Here is a 21,780-nt window from a genome sequence, read left to right as displayed (position 1 = left end):
GCCGGGCCCGGCTCAGTCAGTCGGCATCATCGAGGAGTGGTGGTGGACGATCTTCCACTCGCCGTCGCGGTTCTCGTAGACAAAGGTGTAGCGCGCGGGCACATCCTTGGTCTCGCCGCCGTCGGTGACGCGGAAGGTATAGGTGCCGGCGTCGGTCAGCTTGTTGCAGCCGAGCTTCACGTTGCGGGTGTTGATCGTCCCGAAGGGCTTCTTCTCGAGGAAGTGCTCGAAGTAGTCCTGGATCTCGGCGTGCGTGGTTCGCGGGACGTTGGAAACCGTCGGCAGCAGGACCGCGTCCTCGGCATAGCGCTCGGTGACCTTGCGCGCATCCCCGGTCTGCAGGGCGTCGTTCCACCCCTCGAACAGTTCCTCGGCCAGGCGGCGGGTCGCGGGGGCACAGACCACGCAGCTCTCGTTCGGCGGGGTGTCGATGGCGCCGAACGCCGGATCGCCACCCGTCCCGGTCACCGGGTGGTGCTGGTCGCGATGCGAGGCGCTCAGGCTCAGGCGCGCGCGCGGCGACTCGTCGGCATTGATGAACTGGGTGCCGCTGATACGCGGCCGGCTGCTCGTGGTCACTGACTGATCTCCGCATGTGGCCGTCGCCGGCCGGATAATCGATAAATTGTAAGGGACCCTCAAGGGCCTGTCATGCCGGGATTGCTCGGAATTCCGCCGCTGTAGCGCCCCATGCAGATTGCTTCGCTGTGCTCGCAATGACGCGCTTGCGTTCAACTCGCCTGCGCCTTGAACGCGGCCAGCAGGTCCTCGACCTGACCGCGCACCCGCGCCTCGTCCTGGATGGCAAAATCCAGGAAGGTCTGGGCGACCACCGACAGGACCTTCTGCCTGGGGTGGACGATGTGCCACTGGCGGTGGATCGGGAAGTGCTCCACATCCAGCAGCGCGACCGGCCCCCCGGCCCCTTCCGCGCTGAGGGTATGCAGCGACAGCACGGCAATCCCCAGGCCACCGATGACCGCCTGCTTGATTGCCTCGTTGGAGCCGAGCTCCATGCGCACGGTGGGGTTGATGCCGTGCTCCTGGAACAGCTTCAGGGTCGCCTCGCGGATGCCGGAACCCGGCTCGCGCATCAGGAAGGTCTCCTGCTCCAGGCGTTCGATCGGGATGTTGCGCTGCCCCGCCAGCGGGTGGTCGCGGCTGGCCATCACCACCAGCGGGTTCGGCGCGAACGGGTAGACGGCGATATCGGTCAGCCGCTCGGGTACGTGCCCGATGATGTACAGGTCATCGTCGTTGCTGGCCAGGCGATCCAGCACCCGGTCGAAGTTGCTGACCTCCAGCGACAGCTCGATATCCGGATAGCGCTTGGCGAACTGCCCGAGGATCGTGGGCGCGAAGTACTGCGCCGTGGTGATGACCGCCAGGCGCAGGCGCCCGCGCTTCAGCCCGTGCATCTCCGCGAGCTTCATCTCGAGATTGGTCAGCGCCCCCAGCATCTCGCGGCAGGTGTCGTACAGCAGCAGCCCGACCTCGGTCGGGAAGGCCTTGCGTCCGACGTATTCGAACAGCGGCAGGCCGAGCGCACCGGAGAGCTTCTTGATCTGGATGGAGACGGTCGGCTGGGTCAGATAGAGCTCTTCCGCCGCCCGGGTGAAACTGCCCAGGCGCACGATCGCCTCGAACACCTGCAACTGGCGCAGGGTCGCATGCCGGATCAGATGCGCGGGCAGCTCGGACTTCAACATCACCTGCGGAAGGCTGGACTCCTTCGGCGGTGTCGAGCTGCCCCCCGTCTTGGCCATGCGAGTACCGTGATCCCCAGGGAAACGCTGATTAGTGTACACGCTCGCGCTCGAGTCGCTTTTGCGTGCGAACAAGGCGCGGTGACTGCCGTGCAGTCACTCTGCACAAGGGAACCGCAACGCCGTGCGCGCGCAAAAGCGGCCGAGCCCCTGCTCTCAATAGGTTGTGGGGTTGGCACCCCAGGTTCCCCGATCCTGCGTTGCGCCGCTTGCGGGTAGAACCACTACCCGCTGCACGACGCGCCTTGTCTCGGAAAACCTGGGGTGCCAACGCGAGTGTGTACATTAATCAGTGTTTCCCTAACGGGTCAGGCCGGCGTACAGCATCGGCAGCTTTTCCGGGAGCCGCTCGATGTGGTCCAGCACCATGAAGTGCTGCGCACCGAAGATGCGTTCCACGTACTCGTCGGCCTGCGGATCCAGGCTGATGCAGAAGCTGTAGACGCCGTTCTTGCCCACCTCTTCCACCGCACGCTTGGCATCCTGGCGCAGGTACTGCGGGTCGCGCACATCCGTATCCGCCGGCTCGCCGTCGGTGACGATCAGCAGCAGCTTTTTCTGCGTGCCCTGCTGGTGCAGCAGGTGGCCGGCGTGCCGGATCGCCGCGCCCATGCGCGTGGACAACTGCCCCTTCATCCCGGCCAGTCGCGCCCGGGCGTGATCATCGTAGGGGGCATCGAAATCCTTGAAGCGGTAATACTCGACATCGTGGCGGCCATCGGAGGCGAAGCCGTGGATCGCGAAGGGGTCGCCGATCTTGGAGATGGCCCCGCCCAGCAGCGCGGTGGCCTCGCGCGCCAGCTGGACCACGGTCGTCTCGCCATCGGCGAGGGGCTCGTTGGTGGACTCGGACAGATCCAGTAGCACCAGCACGGACAGGTCGCGCACCTGACGGATATTGCGGACGTAGATCCGCTCGTCCGGCTGGCGGCGCATACGCAGATCGATCTGTGCCTCGACCAGGGCGTTCACGTCCAGTTCGTCGCCCTCGGCCTGCTTGCGCATGCGCTGCACACCCTGCGGCTGCATTGCCTCGATCAGGAACTTCAGACGCGAGATCAGCGGCTTGTGCTTTTCGTTGATGGCATCGATCTCTTCCACGTCGCCCTTCTTCGGACGCCGCTCCAGCAGGGTGACCCAGTGCGGCCGTTCCAGCTGCATCTGGTAGTCCCACTCGTGGTAGTGGTAGGGCAGCGAGATCGGCTCCTTGCCCTCCTGCTGGTTGATGCTTTCGTCTTCACCGTCGCGGAACCACTCGGTCGCCAGCACCATGATCATCTGGGCATCATCCCCGGCCCCGGGGACATCCAGGGTGTTGATCATCTCCATGGGTGTGACGTAGACGCGCTCCTGGTTCGAGCCACTGGCCATCAGCGTCTCGAAGTCGTCTTCCTCGCGGCCGAAGGCCCAGATATAGCGGTTGTCATCGCGGTAGAGGACATCCGGGGCCACCTGCCGCGGATTCATGTAACCCTTTTCCGGGAACTCCGACGCCAGGGCTTCGGCCAGCTCGCGCGCCAGACCCGCAGCCTCGAGGCCCTCCGCCCGCTCCGCCAGCGCCGCGCGCGCCTTGCCTACAAACGGGTGGTCGTCGCGGTAGTCGGGATCCAGCAGGGCCCGCGCGGTGCGGGCCAGCAGCGCCTGCGGGGCGTCACCATCGTCGGGCGTCGCGGTGTGCAGGGGGATCCACAAGTTGCGCAGGCCGGGGAAGCCGCGCGTCGCCAGGCCCTCGACGCGTGCATCCTCGAACAGCTCCGTCAGCACCCCGATGACGCCGCGCGGGGCCTCCTCCGGCTGCATCTCGCGGGTAAAGACCACGTGCGCCGCCGCATGCGCCGCCGCAGCACGATAGAGATCCAGACCGGTCAGGCCTTCCCAGTCGTCGAAGGCGTCCGGCAGGAAGATCGTGAAGCCCTCGATGTAGGGCTTGTAGCCCTCGCGCGACTCGAAGTCGCCACTGGTGGGGCGCATGAAGAAGTCGCGCGCCCACAGCGAGCGCAGATAGAGGTTGATGCGGCGCTGGACATCCACGAACAGTGTCCCGCGGCGTTCCTTCTGGAACACCGAACGGGACTCCGGCGACTCCAGGCCGAAATAGGCGATCTGAGCCTCCAGGTCCGTGCGGTGGGCCTGCGCCCCCCAGCTCGCCCAGCGACGCAGCCCCCCCAGCGTGAGGTGGGTGAGGAGTTCGTCGAGGTGTTCCAGCATCGGGCGTACGCCGCGCGGCGCCTGCCCCAGCAGGTTATCCACCAGGCGCAGATAGCCCGAGAACAGACCCTGGTCCCCCAGTCGCCGCGCGGCGATGGGGCTGGTGGAGATCAGCAGGGTGATTACCGCGGCACTGGTTTTGGAGTACATCTTGATCGCCGAGCTGACCAGCTCGCCGACCGCGTCCTCGCCCAGTTCCTGCGCCACATCCGGCGTCTCCTGGACGAAGGCGATCACCATCTCCGAGCCACGCCCGAGAGAATGCAGGCTGCGAGCCCCTTCCAGGTAGTAGCGCTTGAGGCCCGCGGCACTGAACGCACGCGAGGCCTCCTGCCACGAGGCCTCGAGCACCTCGGCCGCCTGTCCCCCGAGGTCTTCGAGGAGGTCCTGGTAGTCCTCCAGATGGATGCTCATCGTATCCCGCGCGGGCGTCTAGAAGAACGTCGTGACGGCGGAGTCGAGGGCGTCGCGCATGTCCGGGTCATCCGTGATCGGGCGCACCAGCGCCATACGGCAGGCGGCCAGCGGGGCCACCCCGTTGGCAATCAGCGATGCCGCGTACACCAGCATGCGGGTCGAGATACCCTCGTCCAGACCGTGCCCCTTCAGGTTGCGGGCGCGCTCGGCCACACTGACCAGTTTCCCGGCCATCTCCTCGTTGATCCCGCCCTCGTGCGCCACGATCCGCGCCTCGGTCTCGTGATCGGGGTAGTTGAAGTCCAGCGCGCCGAAGCGCTGCTTGGTGGACTCCTTCAGATCCTTCATCAGGCTCTGGTACCCGGGGTTGTAGGAGATCACCACCTGAAAGTCCGGGTGCGCCTCCACCATCTCGCCCTTCTTCTCCAGGGGCAGGACGCGGCGGTTGTCCGTCAGGGGATGGATGACCACGGTTGTGTCCTGACGCGCCTCGACGATCTCGTCGAGATAGCAGATCGCACCATGCCGTGCCGCCTGAGTCAGCGGCCCGTCCTGCCAGCGCGTTCCGTCGGCGTCCAGCAGGTAGCGCCCCACCAGATCCGACGCGGTCATGTCCTCGTTGCAGGCCACGGTGATCAGGGGCTTGCCCAGCTTCCACGCCATGTGCTCGACAAAGCGCGTCTTGCCGCAGCCGGTCGGTCCCTTGAGCATCATGGGCATGCGCACCGAATAGGCCGCCTCGTACAGCTCCACCTCGTCCGCGGTCGGCTGGTAGTACGGCTCTTCGGTGATCAGGTGATCGCGTAGTTCGTCCTGCATCTTTTCGACTCCTCAATCAGAAAGGCCGGGGCAAGCCCCGGCCGCCGGAACGCAGCCCTCAGTCGGGCCAGATCCGCTCGGGATGCAGTTCGGTTCCGGTGTTGTCCGCCTTGGGCGTCTTCTTTGCCGCCGGCTTTTTCGCTGCGGCCGACTTCCGGCTGGTGGACGTGGACTGCGCCGATGCGCCGGACTTGCGCGTGGCGGCCGGCTTCTTCCGCGTGGTCGTACGCTTGCGCGCCGGTGCCTTGCGGGTTGTGGTGGCCGCCTTCTTGGTGGCAGCGGTCTTGGTGCTGGCCGCGGCCCGCGGCTGGCTGCTCGCCGGCTCCTGGCTGGTGTCCTTCTGGGCCGAAGCTTCGGGCTTGCCGGCCGCGTCCTGGCTCTTGTCCTTGTCCTGATCCTCGCGTGCACTGCGCACGCCGGCTGCCAGCTTGTCTTGCAGATTGCTCATTGCGACACCTCCTCGATGATGGCTTCGATCTCCGCCGCCGCGGCCTCGCCGGGCTTGCCCAGATCAAAGACGGAACAGCCCTCGAGCGCCGAGCGCCGATAGATGGCCCGCCGGCGCAGCGTCTGCTCCAGGGCGGGGATGTCGATCTCCATCAGTGCATGCTTCATCGCGCGCGACAGCGCACTGCGGACCTCGAGCTGATTGACCACGATAAACGGGCGCAGGCTGGGGTTCTTGAGGCGCGCCTCTTCCAGCCCCCGGCCCATCCGCACACTGCCCCACAAATCGACCGGAGACGGCAGCACGGGGATCAGCACCTCGTCGGAAGCTGCAAGCGCGCCATTGACCGCACCGCCCTCCAGGGTCGGCGGGCAGTCCACCACGATGTGCTCGTAATCCTTGCGCAGCGCTTTCAGCTCCCGATCCAGGGGCCCGGCTACCGCGAAGACCGATGCGGGGAACGGGCGTTCATCCGAGGCCATGCGGGCCCACTGGGCGGCCGAGCCCTGCGGGTCGGCATCGACCACCAGGGTGCGACCCCGGCGCGCCAGCCCGGCGGCCAGATTCATGGTCAGGGTGGTCTTGCCGGTACCGCCCTTCTGATTGACTACCGCGATTACCCTCGAACCCACGCAACAGCCTCCTGCGGAAGGGGCCGGGACGGCCCCGGCCCGTCAAGTATGCCCCCGACTCAGCCGGTGGTGGCAGCGGCCAGGCGATCGACCTCCAGGGCAAAGGCCTTGTCGCCCTCTCCCAGTTGCTCGCCGTCTCGGGCGTCAATCGTGATGTTCACGTACGTGGTTCCGAAGCTGATGTTCGGATGATACCCGTCCTGTTCGGACAGCTCGGCCACGCGGTCGAGAAACTCCCGGGTGATGCCGTAGCGCTCGAACGTAAACTGCTTGCTCATGGACGCCGAGGTCCCCTTGCCGGGCTCCCACCCGGCCGGAACCACCAGATCGGTATCCGCCATTGCCTACTCCGCTCGTCTTGCCGCGTCCGCGTGCATCACGCGGGACTGCCCTGGGCGTCGATCTCGCGCACGTGTTCCAGCTCATCCTCAAGGATGCTCTCGAACAACGCGGCATCGTCCACCGCGCCTACGCGCCGGCAGTAGACAGCGGCCTCGTCATACAGCCGTACCGCCTCCATCTCCAGCTCGCGGTTGCGGGCCATCAGCTCGGCCATGGAGCGGCCAAGCCGGACCGGCGCCAGCTGGCTGCCGTTCGGGGCGACCCCGTAGTGAAACATGCGGGTCATGAAGCGATCCGCATGATCCAGCTCTTCCTGGGCATCTCGACGCAGGCAGTCGCTCACGTCATTCATGCCCCACATCGCGGTCAGCCGCGCCTGGGCCAGGTACTGCTGAACCGCCGACAGCTCATGCGCGACCGCGCGGTTCAGGTATCCCACGATCCGTGGATCGGACATGGATGTCGCCTCAGCTGGCCGAACCGCTGGCGGTCGGGGCCGTCGGCAGGATGCCTTCCACTTCGGAATGCACACGCGCAATGATGTGCGCGGCCACCAGGCCGTCACCCACACGTTCGCAGGAATCCGCACCGGCACGCACGGCGGCGTTCACGGCACCGGTTTCGCCACGGACCAGCACGGTCACGTAGCCACCGCCGACAAACTGACGACCGATCAGGCGCACTTCGGAGGCCTTGGTCATCGCATCCGCGGCCTCGATCGCCGGAACCAGACCGCGGGTCTCGATCATGCCAAGGGCCACACCAGAAATTTCGCTAGCCATCATCTACCTCTTCTTGAAAAAAGCCGCCGGGACCCCCAACCGGGACCCGACGGCGTTCGACTACCGCGAGTTACGGCTTTTCCGGGAGGATGTTTTCCACCTCGGAATGGACGCGAGCAATGATGTGCGCGGCCACCAGGCCGTCACCCACGCGCTCGCAGGAATCCGCGCCGGCACGCACCGCGGCGTTCACGGCACCGGTTTCGCCACGGACCAGCACGGTCACGTAACCACCGCCCACGAACTGACGACCAATCAGGCGCACCTCGGAGGCCTTGGTCATCGCGTCGGCGGCTTCGATCGCCGGCACCAGACCACGGGTCTCGATCATGCCGAGGGCCACACCAAAGTTTTCGCTAGCCATTACTCAACTCCTATCAAGCGTTACAGATGAATTACTTTTCAACCTGCTCGGGCAGGATGCTTTCCACTTCGGAATGCACGCGGGCGATGATGTGCGCGGCCACCAGGCCGTCACCCACACGCTCGCAGGAATCCGCACCGGCGCGCACGGCGGCGTTCACGGCACCGGTTTCGCCACGCACCAGCACGGTCACGTAGCCACCGCCCACGAACTGACGACCGATCAGGCGCACTTCGGAGGCCTTGGTCATCGCATCCGCGGCTTCAATCGCCGGCACCAGACCACGGGTCTCGATCATGCCCAGCGCCACACCAAAACGTTCAGTTGCCATTGTCTTCTCTCCTGGAGTTACAGTTTTTCAAAAAATGACGCTCACGCCGCCTTGCGGGAACCAGCAGAGCGCTGTGCATCGGTCTGGTCTCGTCCTGCCTCGTCCTTCGACCCTTCCGTCTTCTTTCCACCATCGTCCCAGTGGTCGATGATGCCGCCGATCGTCAGATCGGTCTGAATACTGTTGTCGTCCAGCGCGTAGCGCGCGGCCGAGCCACTGATGGTGAACACCCAGTTGCCCGGATGCGCCCCGACGGTGTCCACCGCCACGTTCAGGGCCCCTTTCTGGTCCACCAGCACGCGCAGCGACATGGTCTTGAGCCCGTCCACGCGACGGGTCACCACCAGTTCGTCCTGCACCTGCATGATTTCCATGGAGCTACTGCTCCTCCCAGTAATCGATGATCCCGACGATCGTCGCGTCACTGGGATAGGACTTGTCACCGGCCGCCTCACGTGCCGCCGAGCTACCGACTACGATCACCCAGTCACCCGGTACGCAGCCGACCGCGTCCACCGCGACGGTGCGCGGACCACCGGCCTTCTCCTGGACCACCAGCAACGGCCGGTGCCCCAGATCGCGGATGCGGTTGGTCGAAACCAGCGTCTTCTCAACCTTGCAGATCTTCATTCCCGTTCCCGTGTGCGTCAGGCGGCCAGAGGTTCCAGACGGCTTCCGCTACGCTTGTCGCGGATCACCATGTGGCAGCCAATCAGGCCCTTCTCGGCGAGGTCGCGATAGCGATCCATGATCTGGTCGCGGATGCGACGGCAGCGTGCCTCCACCCGCTCCCGCGATCCCGGCACCTTGCGGTCATAGCGGTAATGAATCACCACCGGCACCGGCAGGCCGCGCTCGACATTCAACTTCCGAAAAATCTTGTTCACCCCGACGTCCGTACCTTCGGAGCCCTCTTCCATCGTCTCCAGGTGCGCGAAGTATGCGAAGTTCCGCACCTGCATCTCCTCGATCTCCTGGCCGACGATGATCACCCGTTCCCGGTGGCCCACGTCGGCGTAGTGCCCCCCGTGGTAACGCGCCACATAGTCGAGCTGCGAAATATTGTTCAGCAGCAGTCGCGAGATCAGTCGCAGCATGCCCTCGTGCGGGGCCCCGTTCCCGCGTCCCCAGCCCTGCTGGTGGATCGCGTCCTGGATCGCCTGGTACACCCGCAGCGACGCCGCCTGTTCGTCCAGTCCCTGCGTCTCGCGGTACAGCTGCGCGCTGTCCACGAAGCGGTACAGGCTCATCCGCGTGTCGGCGTCCGGGATGTGGATCTTCACCGCATCCGTGTCCGTATCCACGCCGATCAGCAGCGTGTCCACCGAGGCCCCACAGCAGTAGGTGTTCTCGATCGCCTGGCGAAACGCGCGCAGCTGGTGCAGCGCGCCATCGGCCGCGTCGCGTTCGCTGTTTCCGTGCGCCGCGCAACCCTGATGCAGCGGATCCGCGCCACTGTAGTGGTAGGCCGCGATCTTCAGATAGCGGCTGGGGACATCGGCCGTCGTCGGCCGCCCCTCGCGGAAGCGCAGCAACTCGCGCTTGGTCCAGTGGCGCACATCCTCTTCGATGTCGAACTGCGCGCCGGCATAGCTCTTCACCCGTACCGCCAGATCCGGAAGGCGCAGGATGAAGCGCCGCAGGCCCAGCAGACGGCCATCGGAGCAGGGCGAGATGTCCACCTCGTGAAAGTCGCAGTCGAGGAAATACGCGATCGCGCTTTCCGCCTCCGCGACCAGGTCATCCCGACCCGCCCAGTACTCGTTCACGACCTGGTCAAACAGCTCGAACGTCCCGTGCAGGTACAGCTCCCGCGTGTCCAGGTCGTTGATCCAGGCATCTTCCAGCGCCTTCTCCGGCAGGCGGTAACCCAGCTGCTCCTGCACAATCGCCTGGGCCCGTTCCTCGAAGTCGCGCTCGTGTTGCAGCGCGTGCACTTCCTTCAGGACCGGCACCAGCTGCGCAAAGCGCTCGCGGAACCCCCGCTCGAAGGCATGCAGGCGCTCGTTCATCGCCACATCCGCCAGCGGATGGCCCGGCCGCAGCTCCCGGGTCGCCTCCATACCGGACGAGCCGGTAGGGGCCGCCGGTGGCACCGCGGAAACCGGTGCCGCCGGGGCCGGGGCCGCCGCGCGCGCAGCCACCGCCCGGGACTTCGCGAACCGCGAGCCCGGGGTGCTGTTCTTGCGACGACCTCGCACCATGGCGTCCTGTGCCCTCGCCCGGCCTTAGCCGCGCGCCCCGCCGGACAGCGTCACCAGGGAACCGGCGTCGCTGTTCCCGGAGGAACCCGTGATCTTGCTCGGCGGCACGTCCTTGCGTTCGAGTTCGCGATTCACGTAGGCACTGCGGCCTTCGCCGCGCGGATTGCCCTTCTGGGTCGCGTTACGGCGCGTGGAAAAGCCCTCGGTGCCGGTCACCCGGTCGCCGCGCTGCCAGTCATCGCCGGTAATAGAGACTCCATTGCTGCTGCCGTTCACGGTCACTCGGTCGGCACCGACCTTCTGGCCTTCCTCGACCGGGGCCGCCGCGACGGCCTGCTGGCCCCCGTTGTAGCGGAACTCCTCGGTACCGGACACCAGCCCCATGGCCTTGTTGATCGAGCCGGTCAGGAGTCCGCTCGTGCCATAGGCAGTGCCGGTCACACGCTCGCGGCGTTCCGCTGCCGACCGTGCCGGCGTCGCCACGCTGAACCCGGCATTCGGCATCGGACGCTCGGCAACCTGCGGTGCCGATTGCGCCGGAGCCGCAGCCTGCATCCCTTCCGGGCGCAGACGCGGGTGCAGACTGCCGGCCACGCTGGCGCAGGTCTGGGCGAACTCGTTGGCACCCACATACGGGGCACCGGAGACGTCCTGACAGGCACCGCGCTCGGTTCCGGTCACGCGTTCGTCGTAGCCCGGCTGGCTGCCGGAGACCGGATGGGCCGGCGTCGAATGACGCTCCGCCACGCGGGTCTCGGCGACCCGTGCATCCTGCGTCTCGCAGAACTGGTCGTACTGGTCGGGCCCGATGTACGCCGTGCCGCTGACCGGCTTGCAGGCGCCGTATTCGTCACCCGTCACGCGAGCGGAACGACCCACCGCAGTGCCGGACACCGCCTGCTGATTCCAGGTGCGGCCGACCGTCACCTTTTCCGGCGCCGCATCCGGACGCTGGCCGCCGCAGAAGGCGTCATAATGCTCGGAGCCGGCGTACTCGGTGCCGGTGATCGGCTTGCAGCCGCCGTACTCGTCACCCGTCACGTGGATGGAATGATCCACCTGGGTACCGGACACCTCGCGACCGCGCAGGGTATGCATCACGCCGACCTTGGGCACGCCTCCGGCTGCCGGACGATCACAAAGATCCCCGAAGTCGGACTTGTTGTAGTACGGCGTACCGGTCAGCGAGGCACAGGAGCCGCTCTCGTCGCCGGTGACCTTGGGGCTGCGGCCCACGGCCACCCCGGTCACGCTCTGGTCTTCCATGGTGTGCGACTCCTGGACCTTGGCCGGCGCCGGTTCCGGGCGGGTACCACAAAACCCCTGGAACTGTTCGGTCCCGAGATATTCCGTTCCGGTAACCGGCTTGCAGCTGCCGTATTCGTCACCCGTGACCTTTACGGAGCGCCCGACTTCGGTACCGGTCAGTTCACGACCGCGAAGGGTATGCATGACGCCGACCTTCATCGGCGCTCCGTTCGGCTTTCCCGTGTTGCAAGGGACCTCGCTGGCGGCGGTGTTCAGGTACTCGGTACCGGTGACATCGCGGCAGGACCCGGACTCGTCGCCGGTCACCTTGGGGCTGCGCCCGACCGACGTCCCCGACACGCCTTCACCGTGCCGCGTCACCATCACGCTGGTGCGCGCCGGCCCGGCCTGCGGGCGGGTGCCGCAGAAGCCTTCGTACTGCTCGGTACTGAGGTATTCGGTCCCGGTGATCGTCTCGCAGGAACCCCGCTCGTCACCCGTCACGCGGGTCGAACGCCCGACCTCGGTCCCACTCACGGACTGGCCATGGGAGGTATGCGAGGTGCCGACCTTGGGCGGATTGCCCGCCGGGCGCACGCCGCAGTAGCGCTCGTAGTGTTCGAGGCCCAGGTACTCGGTACCGGTGATCGACGAGCAGCTGCCCGCCTCGGTACCGGTGACGCTGGAGGTGCGCTCCACCTGGGTGCCGCTCACGTGGCTGCCCGCCAGGGTGGTGCCCTCCTCGACCTTCGGCGGGGCGTCGCCCTCGGCCGGACGCGGACGTCCGCAGGGGCGGCCCGGCTCGGAAGAGCCACGCCCCAGCTTGCAGAGTTCCTCGCGCCGCTGGCGCGCGACTTCGCGCGTGGACATACCCTTGCGCTTGGCGGCCTTCCAGGCACCTTCCTGCGGCAGCGTGCCACGGGCCTGACCGCTCTTGAAGCGGCGGCGCAGGGCCTGCTTGCCGTTCTGCGCCATCGCATCGCGGCGGGCCATGCAGATGGCACGGACCTCGGAGATCATCGGGTGCGGACCGGCGGCCTCGCCTCCGGACTCGACCTTGTCGCACAGCTGATCGAGACCGCTCTCGACCACGGCGTTCTCCTGGGACGGGGCCGTGTCGCGGGCCTCTTCCCGCCCGGACTTGTCACCCTTGCAACCGCAGCCGCAGTCTTTCTTTGCATCGCTGCGATCGGATGCGGTCAGCTCGGTGCCCTTGATGCGGTCTTCCCGCCGGGGCTCCGGCGCCATGGCCTTCTTGCCGTCGGTCGACAGGGCCTGGCGGCGCAGGCGGCAGATCTCGCGACCGCTCATGTTCGAGCAGTCGACCTCGACGTTCTGCGACTGGGCCAGTGCTTCGAGCTGGCGCGAACGGTCGGCACCGGCGCGGGCCATGCCGCCGGAGACCTGCGCTCGCGTGTTGGTACGGCCCACGGCCTTCTTGCCCTGGCGCGCCATCTTCTGGCGGCGCTCGAGGGCGGCCTGGCGGCCGTTGGAGGCCCCTGCGTGCGCGCCCGGCTCGGGGCGGCGCTCGGGGGTGGTTTCGCGGGTCTCGAAGGAGACCGGCGACGACGATTCGCTGGAGTGCGTCTCCGGCTCCCGCGCCTGGGGTGCCGGGGCGGGTTCAGCTTTCGCCTGGCGCGCCTGTTGCGCAGCCGCGGCGGAACGGCTGTTCCCCTTGTTTTGGCCGGTCGACTTCACGGCAGCCTTGCCATTACGAGACATGGCCTTGCGCCGTTCCAGGGCACGTTCACGCCCCGAGAGACCTTCAGACGCAGATGTCGGATTACTCATGGCACTTCCTTACAGTTGGCGGCAGCAACGGTAAATAACGCTGAACTGAACTGCCGGGCCCGCAACCGGGCCCGGCAGGCACCGGGGTCTCTTAGCGACCGCGGTCGACCACGAAGGCCATGCCCTGGCTCTGGGCGTAGTTATCGTAGGCGATGAAGCGAACCATCATGCCCGGATTGGCACGGCGGCACTCTTCGACTTCCTGAAGGACGGCTTCCACGGACTGCTCGCCGAAGAACGGCAGCTTCCACATGTACCAGTAGTGGGCCATGGCGTTTTCCTTCTCGCTGTACTCGATCGCCGGGTTCCAGCCCTGGGCGAGGCAGTACTCGATCTGCTTGCGCACCTGGTCGGCGTTCATCTCCGGCAGGTAGGAGAAGGTCTCGTACTTCTGCGACTGCTTGAAGTTCTGGATATCAGTCATGTCGGTAATCCTGTGCTCTTGTTCTGTCAGGGCGCGGGCGACCCGTCAGGCCGCCCGCACTCGGGCGATCACTTGTGCTGGGTGTCCAGCTTGTCGACGGTATCGAACTCGAACTTGATCTCCTTCCAGGTCTCCATCGCCACCTTCAGCTCGGGGCTGTGCTGGGCGGCCTGGGTGAGGATCTCCTTGCCTTCCTTTTCGATCTCGCGACCTTCGTTACGCGCCTGCACACAGGCTTCCAGCGCGACACGGTTGGCCGCCGCGCCCGGGGCGTTGCCCCACGGGTGGCCCAGCGTACCGCCGCCGAACTGCAGCACGGAGTCGTCGCCAAAGATGGAAACCAGGGCCGGCATGTGCCAGACGTGGATACCACCGGAGGCCACGGCGAACACGCCCGGCATGGAGCCCCAGTCCTGATCGAAGAAGATGCCGCGCGAGCGGTCTTCCGGCACGAAGGATTCGCGCAGCAGGTCGATCCAGCCCAGGGTCGCGGCGCGGTCGCCTTCCAGCTTGCCGACCACGGTACCGGTGTGCAGGTGGTCACCACCGGACAGACGCAGGATCTTGGCCAGCACACGGAAGTGGATACCGTGCTTCGGATGGCGGTCGAGCACCGCGTGCATGGCACGGTGGATGTGCAGCAGCACGCCGTTGTCACGGCACCAGTTGGCCAGGCCCGTGTTGGCGCAGAAGCCGCCGGTGATGTAGTCGTGCATGATGATCGGCGCGCCAATCTCCTTGGCGAACTCGGCACGCTTGTACATCTCTTCCGGGGTCGGCGCGGTGACGTTCAGGTAGTGACCCTTGCGCTCGCCGGTTTCGGCTTCGGCCTTTTCGGTCGCTTCCTGCACGAACTCGAAACGATCACGCCAGCGCATGAACGGCTGCGAGTTGATGTTCTCGTCGTCCTTGGTGAAGTCGAGGCCGCCACGCAGGCACTCGTACACGGCACGGCCGTAGTTCTTCGCGGACAGACCCAGCTTCGGCTTGATGGTGCAGCCCAGCATCGGACGGCCGTACTTGTTCAGCTTGTCGCGCTCGACCTGGATACCGGAAGGCGGACCACCGCAGGTCTTCACGTAGGCGATCGGGAAGCGCACGTCTTCCAGACGCAGGGCACGGATGGCCTTGAAGCCGAACACGTTGCCGACCAGCGAGGTGAACACGTTCACCATCGAGCCTTCTTCGAACAGGTCGATCGGGTAGGCGATGAACGCGTAGAAGGATTCGTCGTCACCCGGGACGTCCTCGATCATGTACGCCCGACCCTTGTAGTAATCCATGTCGGTCAGGAGGTCGGTCCACACCGTGGTCCAGGTACCGGTGGACGACTCGGCCGCCACAGCGGCTGCCGCTTCTTCGCGGTCGATGCCCGGCTGCGGGGTGATCTTGAAACATGCCAGCAGATCGGTATCCAGCGGCATGTATTCCGGCATCCAGTATGTTTCGCGGTAATCCTTGACACCCGCGGAGTACTTCTTGGCGGCCATGTGGCTTTCTCCTACGCGTTGGTTAATCGTGACGGTCGACTAGATTAGGGAGGGCAATCACTAATAACAAATAAATAATCTAGATACGACCAATAGACTATCGTTTATATAAAAGCCGGGCAGCGGGAGGGCCGCTGACCGGCAGGGGTTCGGTTCGCAGCGGCGCGGCCAGACCGGAATCCGTCGCTCGCGCCGCAATGCGGATTGCGATTGTAGTCCAAGACCGTAGTCCGTGCATGCCTTTGTCGCGACGGATTGCACAGACGGCTTCACCGACCGCCCGGACCCCGACGCCCGGGTCGGGGCGGACGGCTTCAGGAGGCGGCGTCCGCAGCGGGCTCGGCGCCGCTGGCCGTCTGGTGATCACGGGCCAGGTAGAGGTAGATGGCCGGCACCACAAACAGGGTGAACAGCGTGCCAATCGCCATGCCGCTGGCGATCACCAGCCCCATGGCGAAACGCGAGCCGGCGCCAGCCCCGGCGGCCATCAGCAGCGGCGCCATAGCTACCACCGTCGCCGTGGTGGTCATCAGGATCGGGCGCAGACGCAGGGACGCGGCCTCCTCGATGGCCTCGCGCAGGCTGCGCCCCTGACGCTGCAGCTGGTTGGCGAACTCCACGATCAGGATGCCGTGCTTGGCGATCAGTCCGATCAGCGTCAGCAGGCCAACCTGGGTATAGATGTTCAGCGAGGTCACCCCGAGGCTGATGAAGATCAACGCCCCCGCGATCGACATCGGCACCGTGGTCAGGATGATCAGCGGGTCGCGGAACGACTCGAACTGCGCCGCCAGGACCAGGAAGATGACCAGCAGGGCAAAGAAGAAGGTGACCACGAGGTCCCCGCCCTCGGCCTTCAGCTGGCGCGACTGGCCGGCGTAGTCGACACTGACGTCCGGCGGCAGGACCTCCGCGGCGATCTCGTCGATGATGTCCAGCGCCTCGCCCAGGGTTACGCCCGGGCGCGGGACGCCGGAAAGCGTCACGGCGTTGAGCTGCTGGAAGCGCTTCAGCGAGCGCGGGGTCACCGTCTCCTCCAGCGTCACGATGCTGGACAGCGGGATCGGCTCGCCATCGCGGGTCCGGGTGAACAATTCCTCCAGCTGCTCCGGATTCAGGCGCTCGCTGCGCTGCACCTGCGGGATCACGCGGTAACTGCGGTTCTCCATCGCGAAACGCCCGGCAAAGCCACCGGACAGCATGGTTGCGAGATCGGCATTCAGCGTGGCCATGTCGATGCCCAGCTGGGCGGCGCGCTCGCGGTCGATCTTCAGGTCCACCTGGGGCTGGTCGAAGTCGAGATCGGTATCCATGAAGATGAAGCGCCCGGTCTCCATCGCCCGACCCACGATCTCGTCGGCAAACTGCTCCAGCTCCTCGAACGAACCAGTCGACCCGAGCACCACGCTCACCGGCGCGCCATCGCCCGGGGTAGGCAGCTGCGGCGGCTGGATGGCGAACACCTCCAGCGCCGGGATCCGGTCCAGACGCGGCTGCAGCTCTTCCTCGAGGATGGTCTCGGTATCCCGCTCGCGCTGATCCCAGGGCGCGAGCACGAAGCCGCCCAGGGCCTGGTTGCTGGCACCGGCGATGCCCGGACCCCCACCGAACCCGTTCACGATGAAGATGTTCTCGAGCTCGGGGATCTCGTCAAAGAAGCGATCGGTCAGTGCGGTGTTGCGCTCCAGCCAGTCCAGGCCCATGTAGGCGTCGCCCTCCATGATGGAGAACGCGAAGCCCTGGTCCTCCGGCGGCTCCAGCTCGCTCTGCGAGGTCACGAACAGGAAGTAGCAGGACACCAGCACGATGACCCCGAACATCGCAGTGGTGAAGCGGTCGTTCAGCGCCCCGTGCAGGCGCCGGCGATAGCGGCCCTGCAGGGACTCGAAGCGCGCATCCAGCCAGCTTTCGATGCGCCCGCGCTTCTCCACGGCCCCATCGCGCAGGATCTTGGAGCACATCATGGGCGACAGCGTGATCGCGACGATCCCGGAGATGACCACGGTCGCCGCCAGGGTGAAGGCGAACTCGATGAACAGGGTCCCGGTCAGCCCGCCAATGAAGCCCAGGGGCAGGAACACGGCCACCAGCGTGGTCGACATCGCGACAATCGGCCAGGCCAGCTCGCGGGCGCCCTGGATCGCCGCATCCATGCGCGACATCCCCTCCTCGATATGCCGCGAGATGTTCTCCAGCATGATGATCGCGTCATCCACCACGATGCCGATCGCCAGCACCATCGCCAGCAGCGTCAGCAGGTTCAGCGAGAACCCCATCAGCAGCATCAGCATGAAGGTGCCCACCAGGGACAGCGGCACCGCCACCGCGGGAATCAGCACACTGCGCAGCGAGCCGAGGAACAGGTAGATCACCACCAGGACGATGGCCAGGGCGAGCCCGATAGTGAGCAGCACCTCGTCGATCGCGCTCTGGATGTAGTCGGTCGAGTCGTAGACGATCTCGCCTTCCAGCCCCGACGGCAGCCGCGGCAGGATGCGCTCGTCGAAGACGTCACGCACCTCGGCGATCACGTCCAGCGCGTTCGCGTCCGGCGCCAGCTCGATGCCCACGAAGGTCGCCGCCTGGCCATTGAAACGCACCGAGGTGTCGTAGCTCTCCGAGCCCAGCTCGACCTCGGCGACATCGCCCAGACGGACCAGGTCGCCGTCGGTCTCGAACAGGATCAGCTGCTCGAACTCCTCCGGGCGCTGCAGGTCGGTGTCCGCGGTCAGGTCCAGCCCGACCATCGAGCCGCGGGTCTGCCCCACGGCGGAGAGTACGTTGTTGCGCTCCAGGGCCTCGCGCACGTCGCGCCCGGTTACGCCGAACGAGGCCATACGGTCGGCATCCAGCCAGGCACGCATGGCGAAGCTCTGGGCGCCCAGGATCTCGGCGCGCTGCACCCCGTTGACCGTGGCCAGCTCCGGCTGCACCTCGCGGATCAGGTAGTCCGTGGTCTGGTTGTTCGATAGCCGTTCGGAGTAGAACGACATGTACATCGCCGCCACGTCCTGCCCGACCGAGAGATCCACGACAGGGTCCTCGGCCTCGGCCGGCAAATCGCTGCGGATCTTGTCGACCTGCGCCGAGATCTGGGTGAGCGCCTCGTTGGGGTCGTAGTCCAGCTCCAGGTGGGCCTCGACGATACTGATGCCGGCGCGGCTGGTGGAGACCAGATAGTCGATCCCCTCGGCCTCGGCCACCTCGCGCTCCATCGGCGTGGTGATAAACCCCTGCACCAGATCGGCATCGGCGCCGATGTACGCGGTGCTGATGGTCACCACCGCGTTCTGCACCTCGGGGAACTGGCGCACGTTCAGATCGAATACCGCGCGCACCCCGAACAGCAGGATGAACAGGCTGACCACCGTGGCCAGCACCGGCTTCTGGATAAAGATGTCGGTAAAGCGCATGGCCGGGCCCCGCTCAGCGATTCGCCGGGCGCGGATCGCGCTCGGCGTCGGGCTGGGCGTCCTCGGTGATCTCCACCGGCGTGTCGTTCTGCAGCTTCAGCAGCCCGCTGGCGGCAATGCGCTCGCCCGGCTCCAGTCCGTCCAGCACGCGCACCAGGTCACCCCGGCGCTCGCCGGTCTCGATCAGACGCTGCTCCACCCGCAGCTGGCCCTCGTCATCCTCCTCGATCACGAACACCGACTGTCCCCAGGGGGTGAAGCGGATCGCGGTCTGCGGCGCCACCACGGCCTCCTCCGCCTCGCCGCGATCCAGCGTGACGCGGGCGAACTGGCCGGAACGCAGACGCCCCTCCTCGTTCGCGAGTACGGCCTGCACGCGGAACATGCGCGAGGCCGCGCGAACCCGCGGCTCGATGGCCGTCACCTCGCCGGTGAAGGCATCACCGAAGGCATCCACCTCCACCTCGACCTGCTGCCCCAGGGCGACCTCGCCCAGACGCCGCTCGGGCAGGGTGAAATTCACGTACAGCGGCTGCAGGGCCTCCAGGACCACGATCGGTTCGCCGGGACCCACGAACTGGCCGACGTTCACCTCGCGTATGCCCAGCTCCCCGGCAAAGGGCGCGCGCAGGCTCTTCTGGCGAATGCGGGCCTCCTGAGCCTTCACCGAGGCGGCGGCCTGCTCGGCCTCCGCCACGCGCCGCTGGAACTCGGAGTCCGAGATGTCGTTGCGCTCGATCAATCCGCGCGCTCGCTGCAGCTCGCGCTGCGCCAGGCGCTCGGCCGCGCGCAGATTCTCCAGCTCGGCCTCGTCCAGGGTGGTGTCTAGATCCACCAGGGGATCGCCAGCCTCGACGCGGGCACCGTTCTCGAAATGGATGGCCTGCACGATGCCCTGCGCCTCGAAGCTCAGGGTCGCGCCCTGGACCGCCTCCAGGCTGCCGATCGCGCGCACCCGCGGGGTCCAGGTATCGGTCGCGACCTCGGCGGCATTGATGGTGACCACCGGCTCCGGCATATCCTCGAAGTACTCCGCGATCTGCTGATCCACGAAGGCCTTGAAGCCGAAGATACCGCCCAGCACGATGGCGACCGCCACCAGCATCAAGATGAAACGCTTCATCGAAGTCTCCCGGGCCGGCGGGTCAATCCCCACCGGCGTCATGAATATGCGCGGTCGGGTCAGTCCGCCGCGCTCAAGCCGTCATCGGCGACCTTCTCGCCGATCCCGGCTGCGCGCAGCGACGCCCGCACACGGTCGGTCTCGGCGCGCACCACCGCGGGCTCGTCCGGATCCAGTCGCGGCTCCCAGCGCCAGCCGGTCATCAGGGCGTGGAAATGGCGGATCAGGTGGTCATAAGGCCGATGGATGTCATAGGCATCCAGCAGGCCCCGGGCATTGGCCAGGCTTTGCATCCCCACGTTCAGCGCCCAGGGCCCCAGCCCCATCTCCTCCTCGGAGATCTCCCGCGCCGGCGGCAGGTCGCCGCGCTCGCGGGCCTCGGCCACTACCGCGTGGACCGCCTCGCTGATCGGACGCCCCGCCTCCAGCAACGCCTCGCGCCGGGCCACCGAGACATTCGCCCACACCACTTCGGTCACCAGGTACTGGGTAAGCCGGTAGTAGTCCGGATTCTGCGCGGCGAAATCGATATCGGTCAGAACGATCGCCAGCATCCGCGACCGCGTGCCCAGCGTCAGCCCCGGGATGACCCGGAATCGCCCGGCCCGCTCCCGGGTCGTGCGCGCCGCCACGGCCGCCAGCAGGTCCTCGCGGGACTCGAAGTGCTGGTACAGGGTCCCGGTGGCGTACTCGCAATCCGCCGCCAGCTTCGACATCTGCAGGCCCAGCAGCCCGTCCTCGCGGATCCGTTCATGGGCCCGTTCGATAAACAGCGCCTCGCGCGCCTCGCGCTCGCGCCTTCTGCGATCCTCGGTGCTCATGGCAGGCAGCATATCGAACCCAAGCCGATTTTTGAACCGGATTCACAAATCGGCACAGTAAAGGCCGGGGACCTGGCCCCGGCCCCATTGGCGGAGGGTCAGCCCGCCTCGCGCAGCAGGCGTACGATCGCGTCGGCCACACTCTTGCTGGACTGCGGGTTCTGGCCCGTCACCAGCTTCCCGTCAACCACCACGTGATCCGCCCAGTCATCGGCGGTCTCGACCTCGCCACCCAGCTCCTGGAGCTTGTCCTGCAGCAGGAACGGCATCGCGCTGTCCAGCTGCACCGCCTTCTCCTCGCTGTTGGTAAAGGCAGCCACCTTGCGCCCCTTCACCGCCGAACTCCCGTCGGCCAGCATCGCGCCGACCAGGCAGGCCGGGCCGTGGCAGACCGCACCCACGACCTTGTCGTTCTCCAGGAACTCCGCGACCAGGCGCTGCACATGCGGGTTGTCCGGCAGATCGAACATGGTCCCGTGCCCGCCGGGGAAGAAGATCGCGGCATAGGCCCCGTGATGCATATCCTCATCAAGCGCGATCGTATCGTCCAGGGCCTCTTGGGCGGCCACGGCGGCCGCCCCCGGATGGCTGGCCTCCAGGCTCTTCGGATCCAGCGGCACCGGCCCGCCCTTCGGGCTCGCCACCTTGACCTCGAAACCGGCCTTGCGAAAGCGATCATAGGGCTCGGCGAACTCGTCGAACCACACGCCGGTCGCCTGGCCCGGGCCGATCTCGCCGTGGCTGGTGACGACCATCAGTATTGTCTGGCTCATCCCGATACCTCCTTTGCGTCCATGTCTGTGGTGGACTCACCGGAAGGTCACAGGTTCCTGGCACCCACCCGCTGCATGGGTGCGCGAAGGCTTAGGAAAGGTCCGGCGCAGGAAGGCCCTGGCGGGGCTCGCCATCCGGCAGGCCCCGCCCGGGAATCAGACCCGGTAGTACTCGCGATACCAGTCCACGAACCGGGCGATGCCGTCTTCCACGCGGGTGGCCGGGGCATAGCCCACATCCTCGCGCAGGGCCTCGACATCGGCATAGGTGTCCGGCACATCCCCCGGCTGCAGCGGCAGGAGGTTCTTTTCGGCCTTCCGGCCCAGACAGTCCTCCAGCACCTCGATGTAGCGCATCAGCTCCACCGGCTCGTGGTTGCCGAT

The 21,780-nt window shown here is 66.5% G+C and carries 21 protein-coding genes and 1 pseudogene; all 22 read right to left on the bottom strand.

The window, feature by feature from the left end; genetic code table 11:
• Positions 1 to 12: 12 nt before the first annotated feature.
• Complete coding sequence (locus tag F793_RS0111145) at positions 13 to 579, bottom strand: SgcJ/EcaC family oxidoreductase (protein ID WP_018876253.1); 567 nt, start codon at positions 577 to 579, stop codon at positions 13 to 15.
• 152 nt (positions 580 to 731) lie between these two features.
• Entirely contained in the window at positions 732 to 1,709 is a 978-nt protein-coding gene (locus F793_RS0111140) for a LysR family transcriptional regulator (protein ID WP_018865985.1), read from the bottom strand.
• Positions 1,710 to 2,066: 357 nt separating this feature from the next.
• Positions 2,067 to 4,388 carry a nitric oxide reductase activation protein NorD gene (locus F793_RS0111135; protein ID WP_018877702.1) on the bottom strand — a complete coding sequence of 774 codons (2,322 nt, stop codon included), beginning with the start codon at positions 4,386 to 4,388 and terminating at the stop codon, positions 2,067 to 2,069.
• Positions 4,389 to 4,406: 18 nt separating this feature from the next.
• Positions 4,407 to 5,210, bottom strand: a complete 804-nt coding sequence (locus tag F793_RS0111130) for a CbbQ/NirQ/NorQ/GpvN family protein (RefSeq protein ID WP_018877703.1) — start codon at positions 5,208 to 5,210, stop codon at positions 4,407 to 4,409.
• Positions 5,211 to 5,268: 58 nt separating this feature from the next.
• A complete protein-coding gene (locus F793_RS0111125) occupies positions 5,269 to 5,658 on the bottom strand; it encodes a hypothetical protein (protein ID WP_018882692.1) in 390 nt (129 codons plus the stop codon).
• The gene (gene parA / locus F793_RS0111120; protein WP_018865981.1) at positions 5,655 to 6,290 is read right to left on the bottom strand and encodes a ParA family partition ATPase; all 636 of its coding nucleotides are present in this window, start codon (positions 6,288 to 6,290) and stop codon (positions 5,655 to 5,657) included. The genes F793_RS0111125 and parA overlap by 4 nt, the downstream gene beginning before the upstream one ends.
• A gap of 59 nt (positions 6,291 to 6,349) precedes the next feature.
• On the bottom strand, positions 6,350 to 6,631 hold the full coding sequence (locus F793_RS0111115) for a 4a-hydroxytetrahydrobiopterin dehydratase (RefSeq protein ID WP_018865980.1): 282 nt from the start codon (positions 6,629 to 6,631) through the stop codon (positions 6,350 to 6,352).
• Positions 6,632 to 6,666: 35 nt separating this feature from the next.
• Positions 6,667 to 7,089, bottom strand: a complete 423-nt coding sequence (locus F793_RS0111110) for a bacterioferritin (RefSeq protein ID WP_018865979.1) — start codon at positions 7,087 to 7,089, stop codon at positions 6,667 to 6,669.
• A 10-nt stretch (positions 7,090 to 7,099) separates the two neighbouring features.
• Positions 7,100 to 7,414, bottom strand: coding sequence for a BMC domain-containing protein (locus tag F793_RS0111105; RefSeq protein WP_026181393.1), 315 nt, complete (start codon positions 7,412 to 7,414; stop codon positions 7,100 to 7,102).
• Positions 7,415 to 7,484: 70 nt separating this feature from the next.
• Complete coding sequence (locus tag F793_RS0111100; RefSeq protein WP_012982276.1) at positions 7,485 to 7,778, bottom strand: BMC domain-containing protein; 294 nt, start codon at positions 7,776 to 7,778, stop codon at positions 7,485 to 7,487.
• A gap of 31 nt (positions 7,779 to 7,809) precedes the next feature.
• A complete protein-coding gene (locus F793_RS0111095) occupies positions 7,810 to 8,109 on the bottom strand; it encodes a BMC domain-containing protein (protein WP_012982275.1) in 300 nt (99 codons plus the stop codon).
• A gap of 41 nt (positions 8,110 to 8,150) precedes the next feature.
• Positions 8,151 to 8,483 (bottom strand): carboxysome peptide B, encoded by a 333-nt coding sequence (locus F793_RS0111090; protein WP_017940627.1) that lies wholly within the window; start codon positions 8,481 to 8,483, stop codon positions 8,151 to 8,153.
• Between the two features lie 4 nt (positions 8,484 to 8,487).
• Positions 8,488 to 8,739, bottom strand: a complete 252-nt coding sequence (locus F793_RS0111085; RefSeq protein ID WP_017940626.1) for a carboxysome peptide A — start codon at positions 8,737 to 8,739, stop codon at positions 8,488 to 8,490.
• A 17-nt stretch (positions 8,740 to 8,756) separates the two neighbouring features.
• A complete protein-coding gene (locus F793_RS0111080; protein ID WP_051074737.1) occupies positions 8,757 to 10,313 on the bottom strand; it encodes a carboxysome shell carbonic anhydrase in 1,557 nt (518 codons plus the stop codon).
• A gap of 24 nt (positions 10,314 to 10,337) precedes the next feature.
• On the bottom strand, positions 10,338 to 13,283 hold the full coding sequence (locus tag F793_RS0111075; RefSeq protein ID WP_018882693.1) for a CsoS2 family carboxysome shell protein: 2,946 nt from the start codon (positions 13,281 to 13,283) through the stop codon (positions 10,338 to 10,340).
• 160 nt (positions 13,284 to 13,443) lie between these two features.
• The gene (locus F793_RS0111070) at positions 13,444 to 13,776 is read right to left on the bottom strand and encodes a ribulose bisphosphate carboxylase small subunit (RefSeq protein WP_017940623.1); all 333 of its coding nucleotides are present in this window, start codon (positions 13,774 to 13,776) and stop codon (positions 13,444 to 13,446) included.
• 68 nt (positions 13,777 to 13,844) lie between these two features.
• Positions 13,845 to 15,266 carry a form I ribulose bisphosphate carboxylase large subunit gene (locus tag F793_RS0111065; RefSeq protein WP_017940622.1) on the bottom strand — a complete coding sequence of 474 codons (1,422 nt, stop codon included), beginning with the start codon at positions 15,264 to 15,266 and terminating at the stop codon, positions 13,845 to 13,847.
• A 314-nt stretch (positions 15,267 to 15,580) separates the two neighbouring features.
• Positions 15,581 to 18,679: an efflux RND transporter permease subunit gene (locus tag F793_RS0111060; protein WP_018882694.1), complete on the bottom strand. Its 3,099-nt coding sequence runs from the start codon at positions 18,677 to 18,679 to the stop codon at positions 15,581 to 15,583.
• A gap of 13 nt (positions 18,680 to 18,692) precedes the next feature.
• A complete protein-coding gene (locus F793_RS0111055; RefSeq protein WP_018882695.1) occupies positions 18,693 to 19,802 on the bottom strand; it encodes an efflux RND transporter periplasmic adaptor subunit in 1,110 nt (369 codons plus the stop codon).
• A gap of 59 nt (positions 19,803 to 19,861) precedes the next feature.
• Entirely contained in the window at positions 19,862 to 20,635 is a 774-nt protein-coding gene (locus F793_RS0111050; protein WP_018882696.1) for a TetR/AcrR family transcriptional regulator, read from the bottom strand.
• A gap of 86 nt (positions 20,636 to 20,721) precedes the next feature.
• The gene (locus F793_RS0111045; RefSeq protein WP_026280907.1) at positions 20,722 to 21,396 is read right to left on the bottom strand and encodes a type 1 glutamine amidotransferase domain-containing protein; all 675 of its coding nucleotides are present in this window, start codon (positions 21,394 to 21,396) and stop codon (positions 20,722 to 20,724) included.
• Positions 21,397 to 21,552: 156 nt separating this feature from the next.
• Positions 21,553 to 21,780: pseudogene (locus tag F793_RS13405) on the bottom strand (capsular biosynthesis protein CpsI); the annotation flags it as partial.

The organism is Thioalkalivibrio sp. ALE22 (assembly GCF_000381445.1).
GTDB lineage: Bacteria > Pseudomonadota > Gammaproteobacteria > Ectothiorhodospirales > Ectothiorhodospiraceae > Thioalkalivibrio.
The sequence above is the reverse complement of the archived record's forward strand: the minus strand, read 5'-3'. Positions and strand labels throughout refer to the sequence as shown.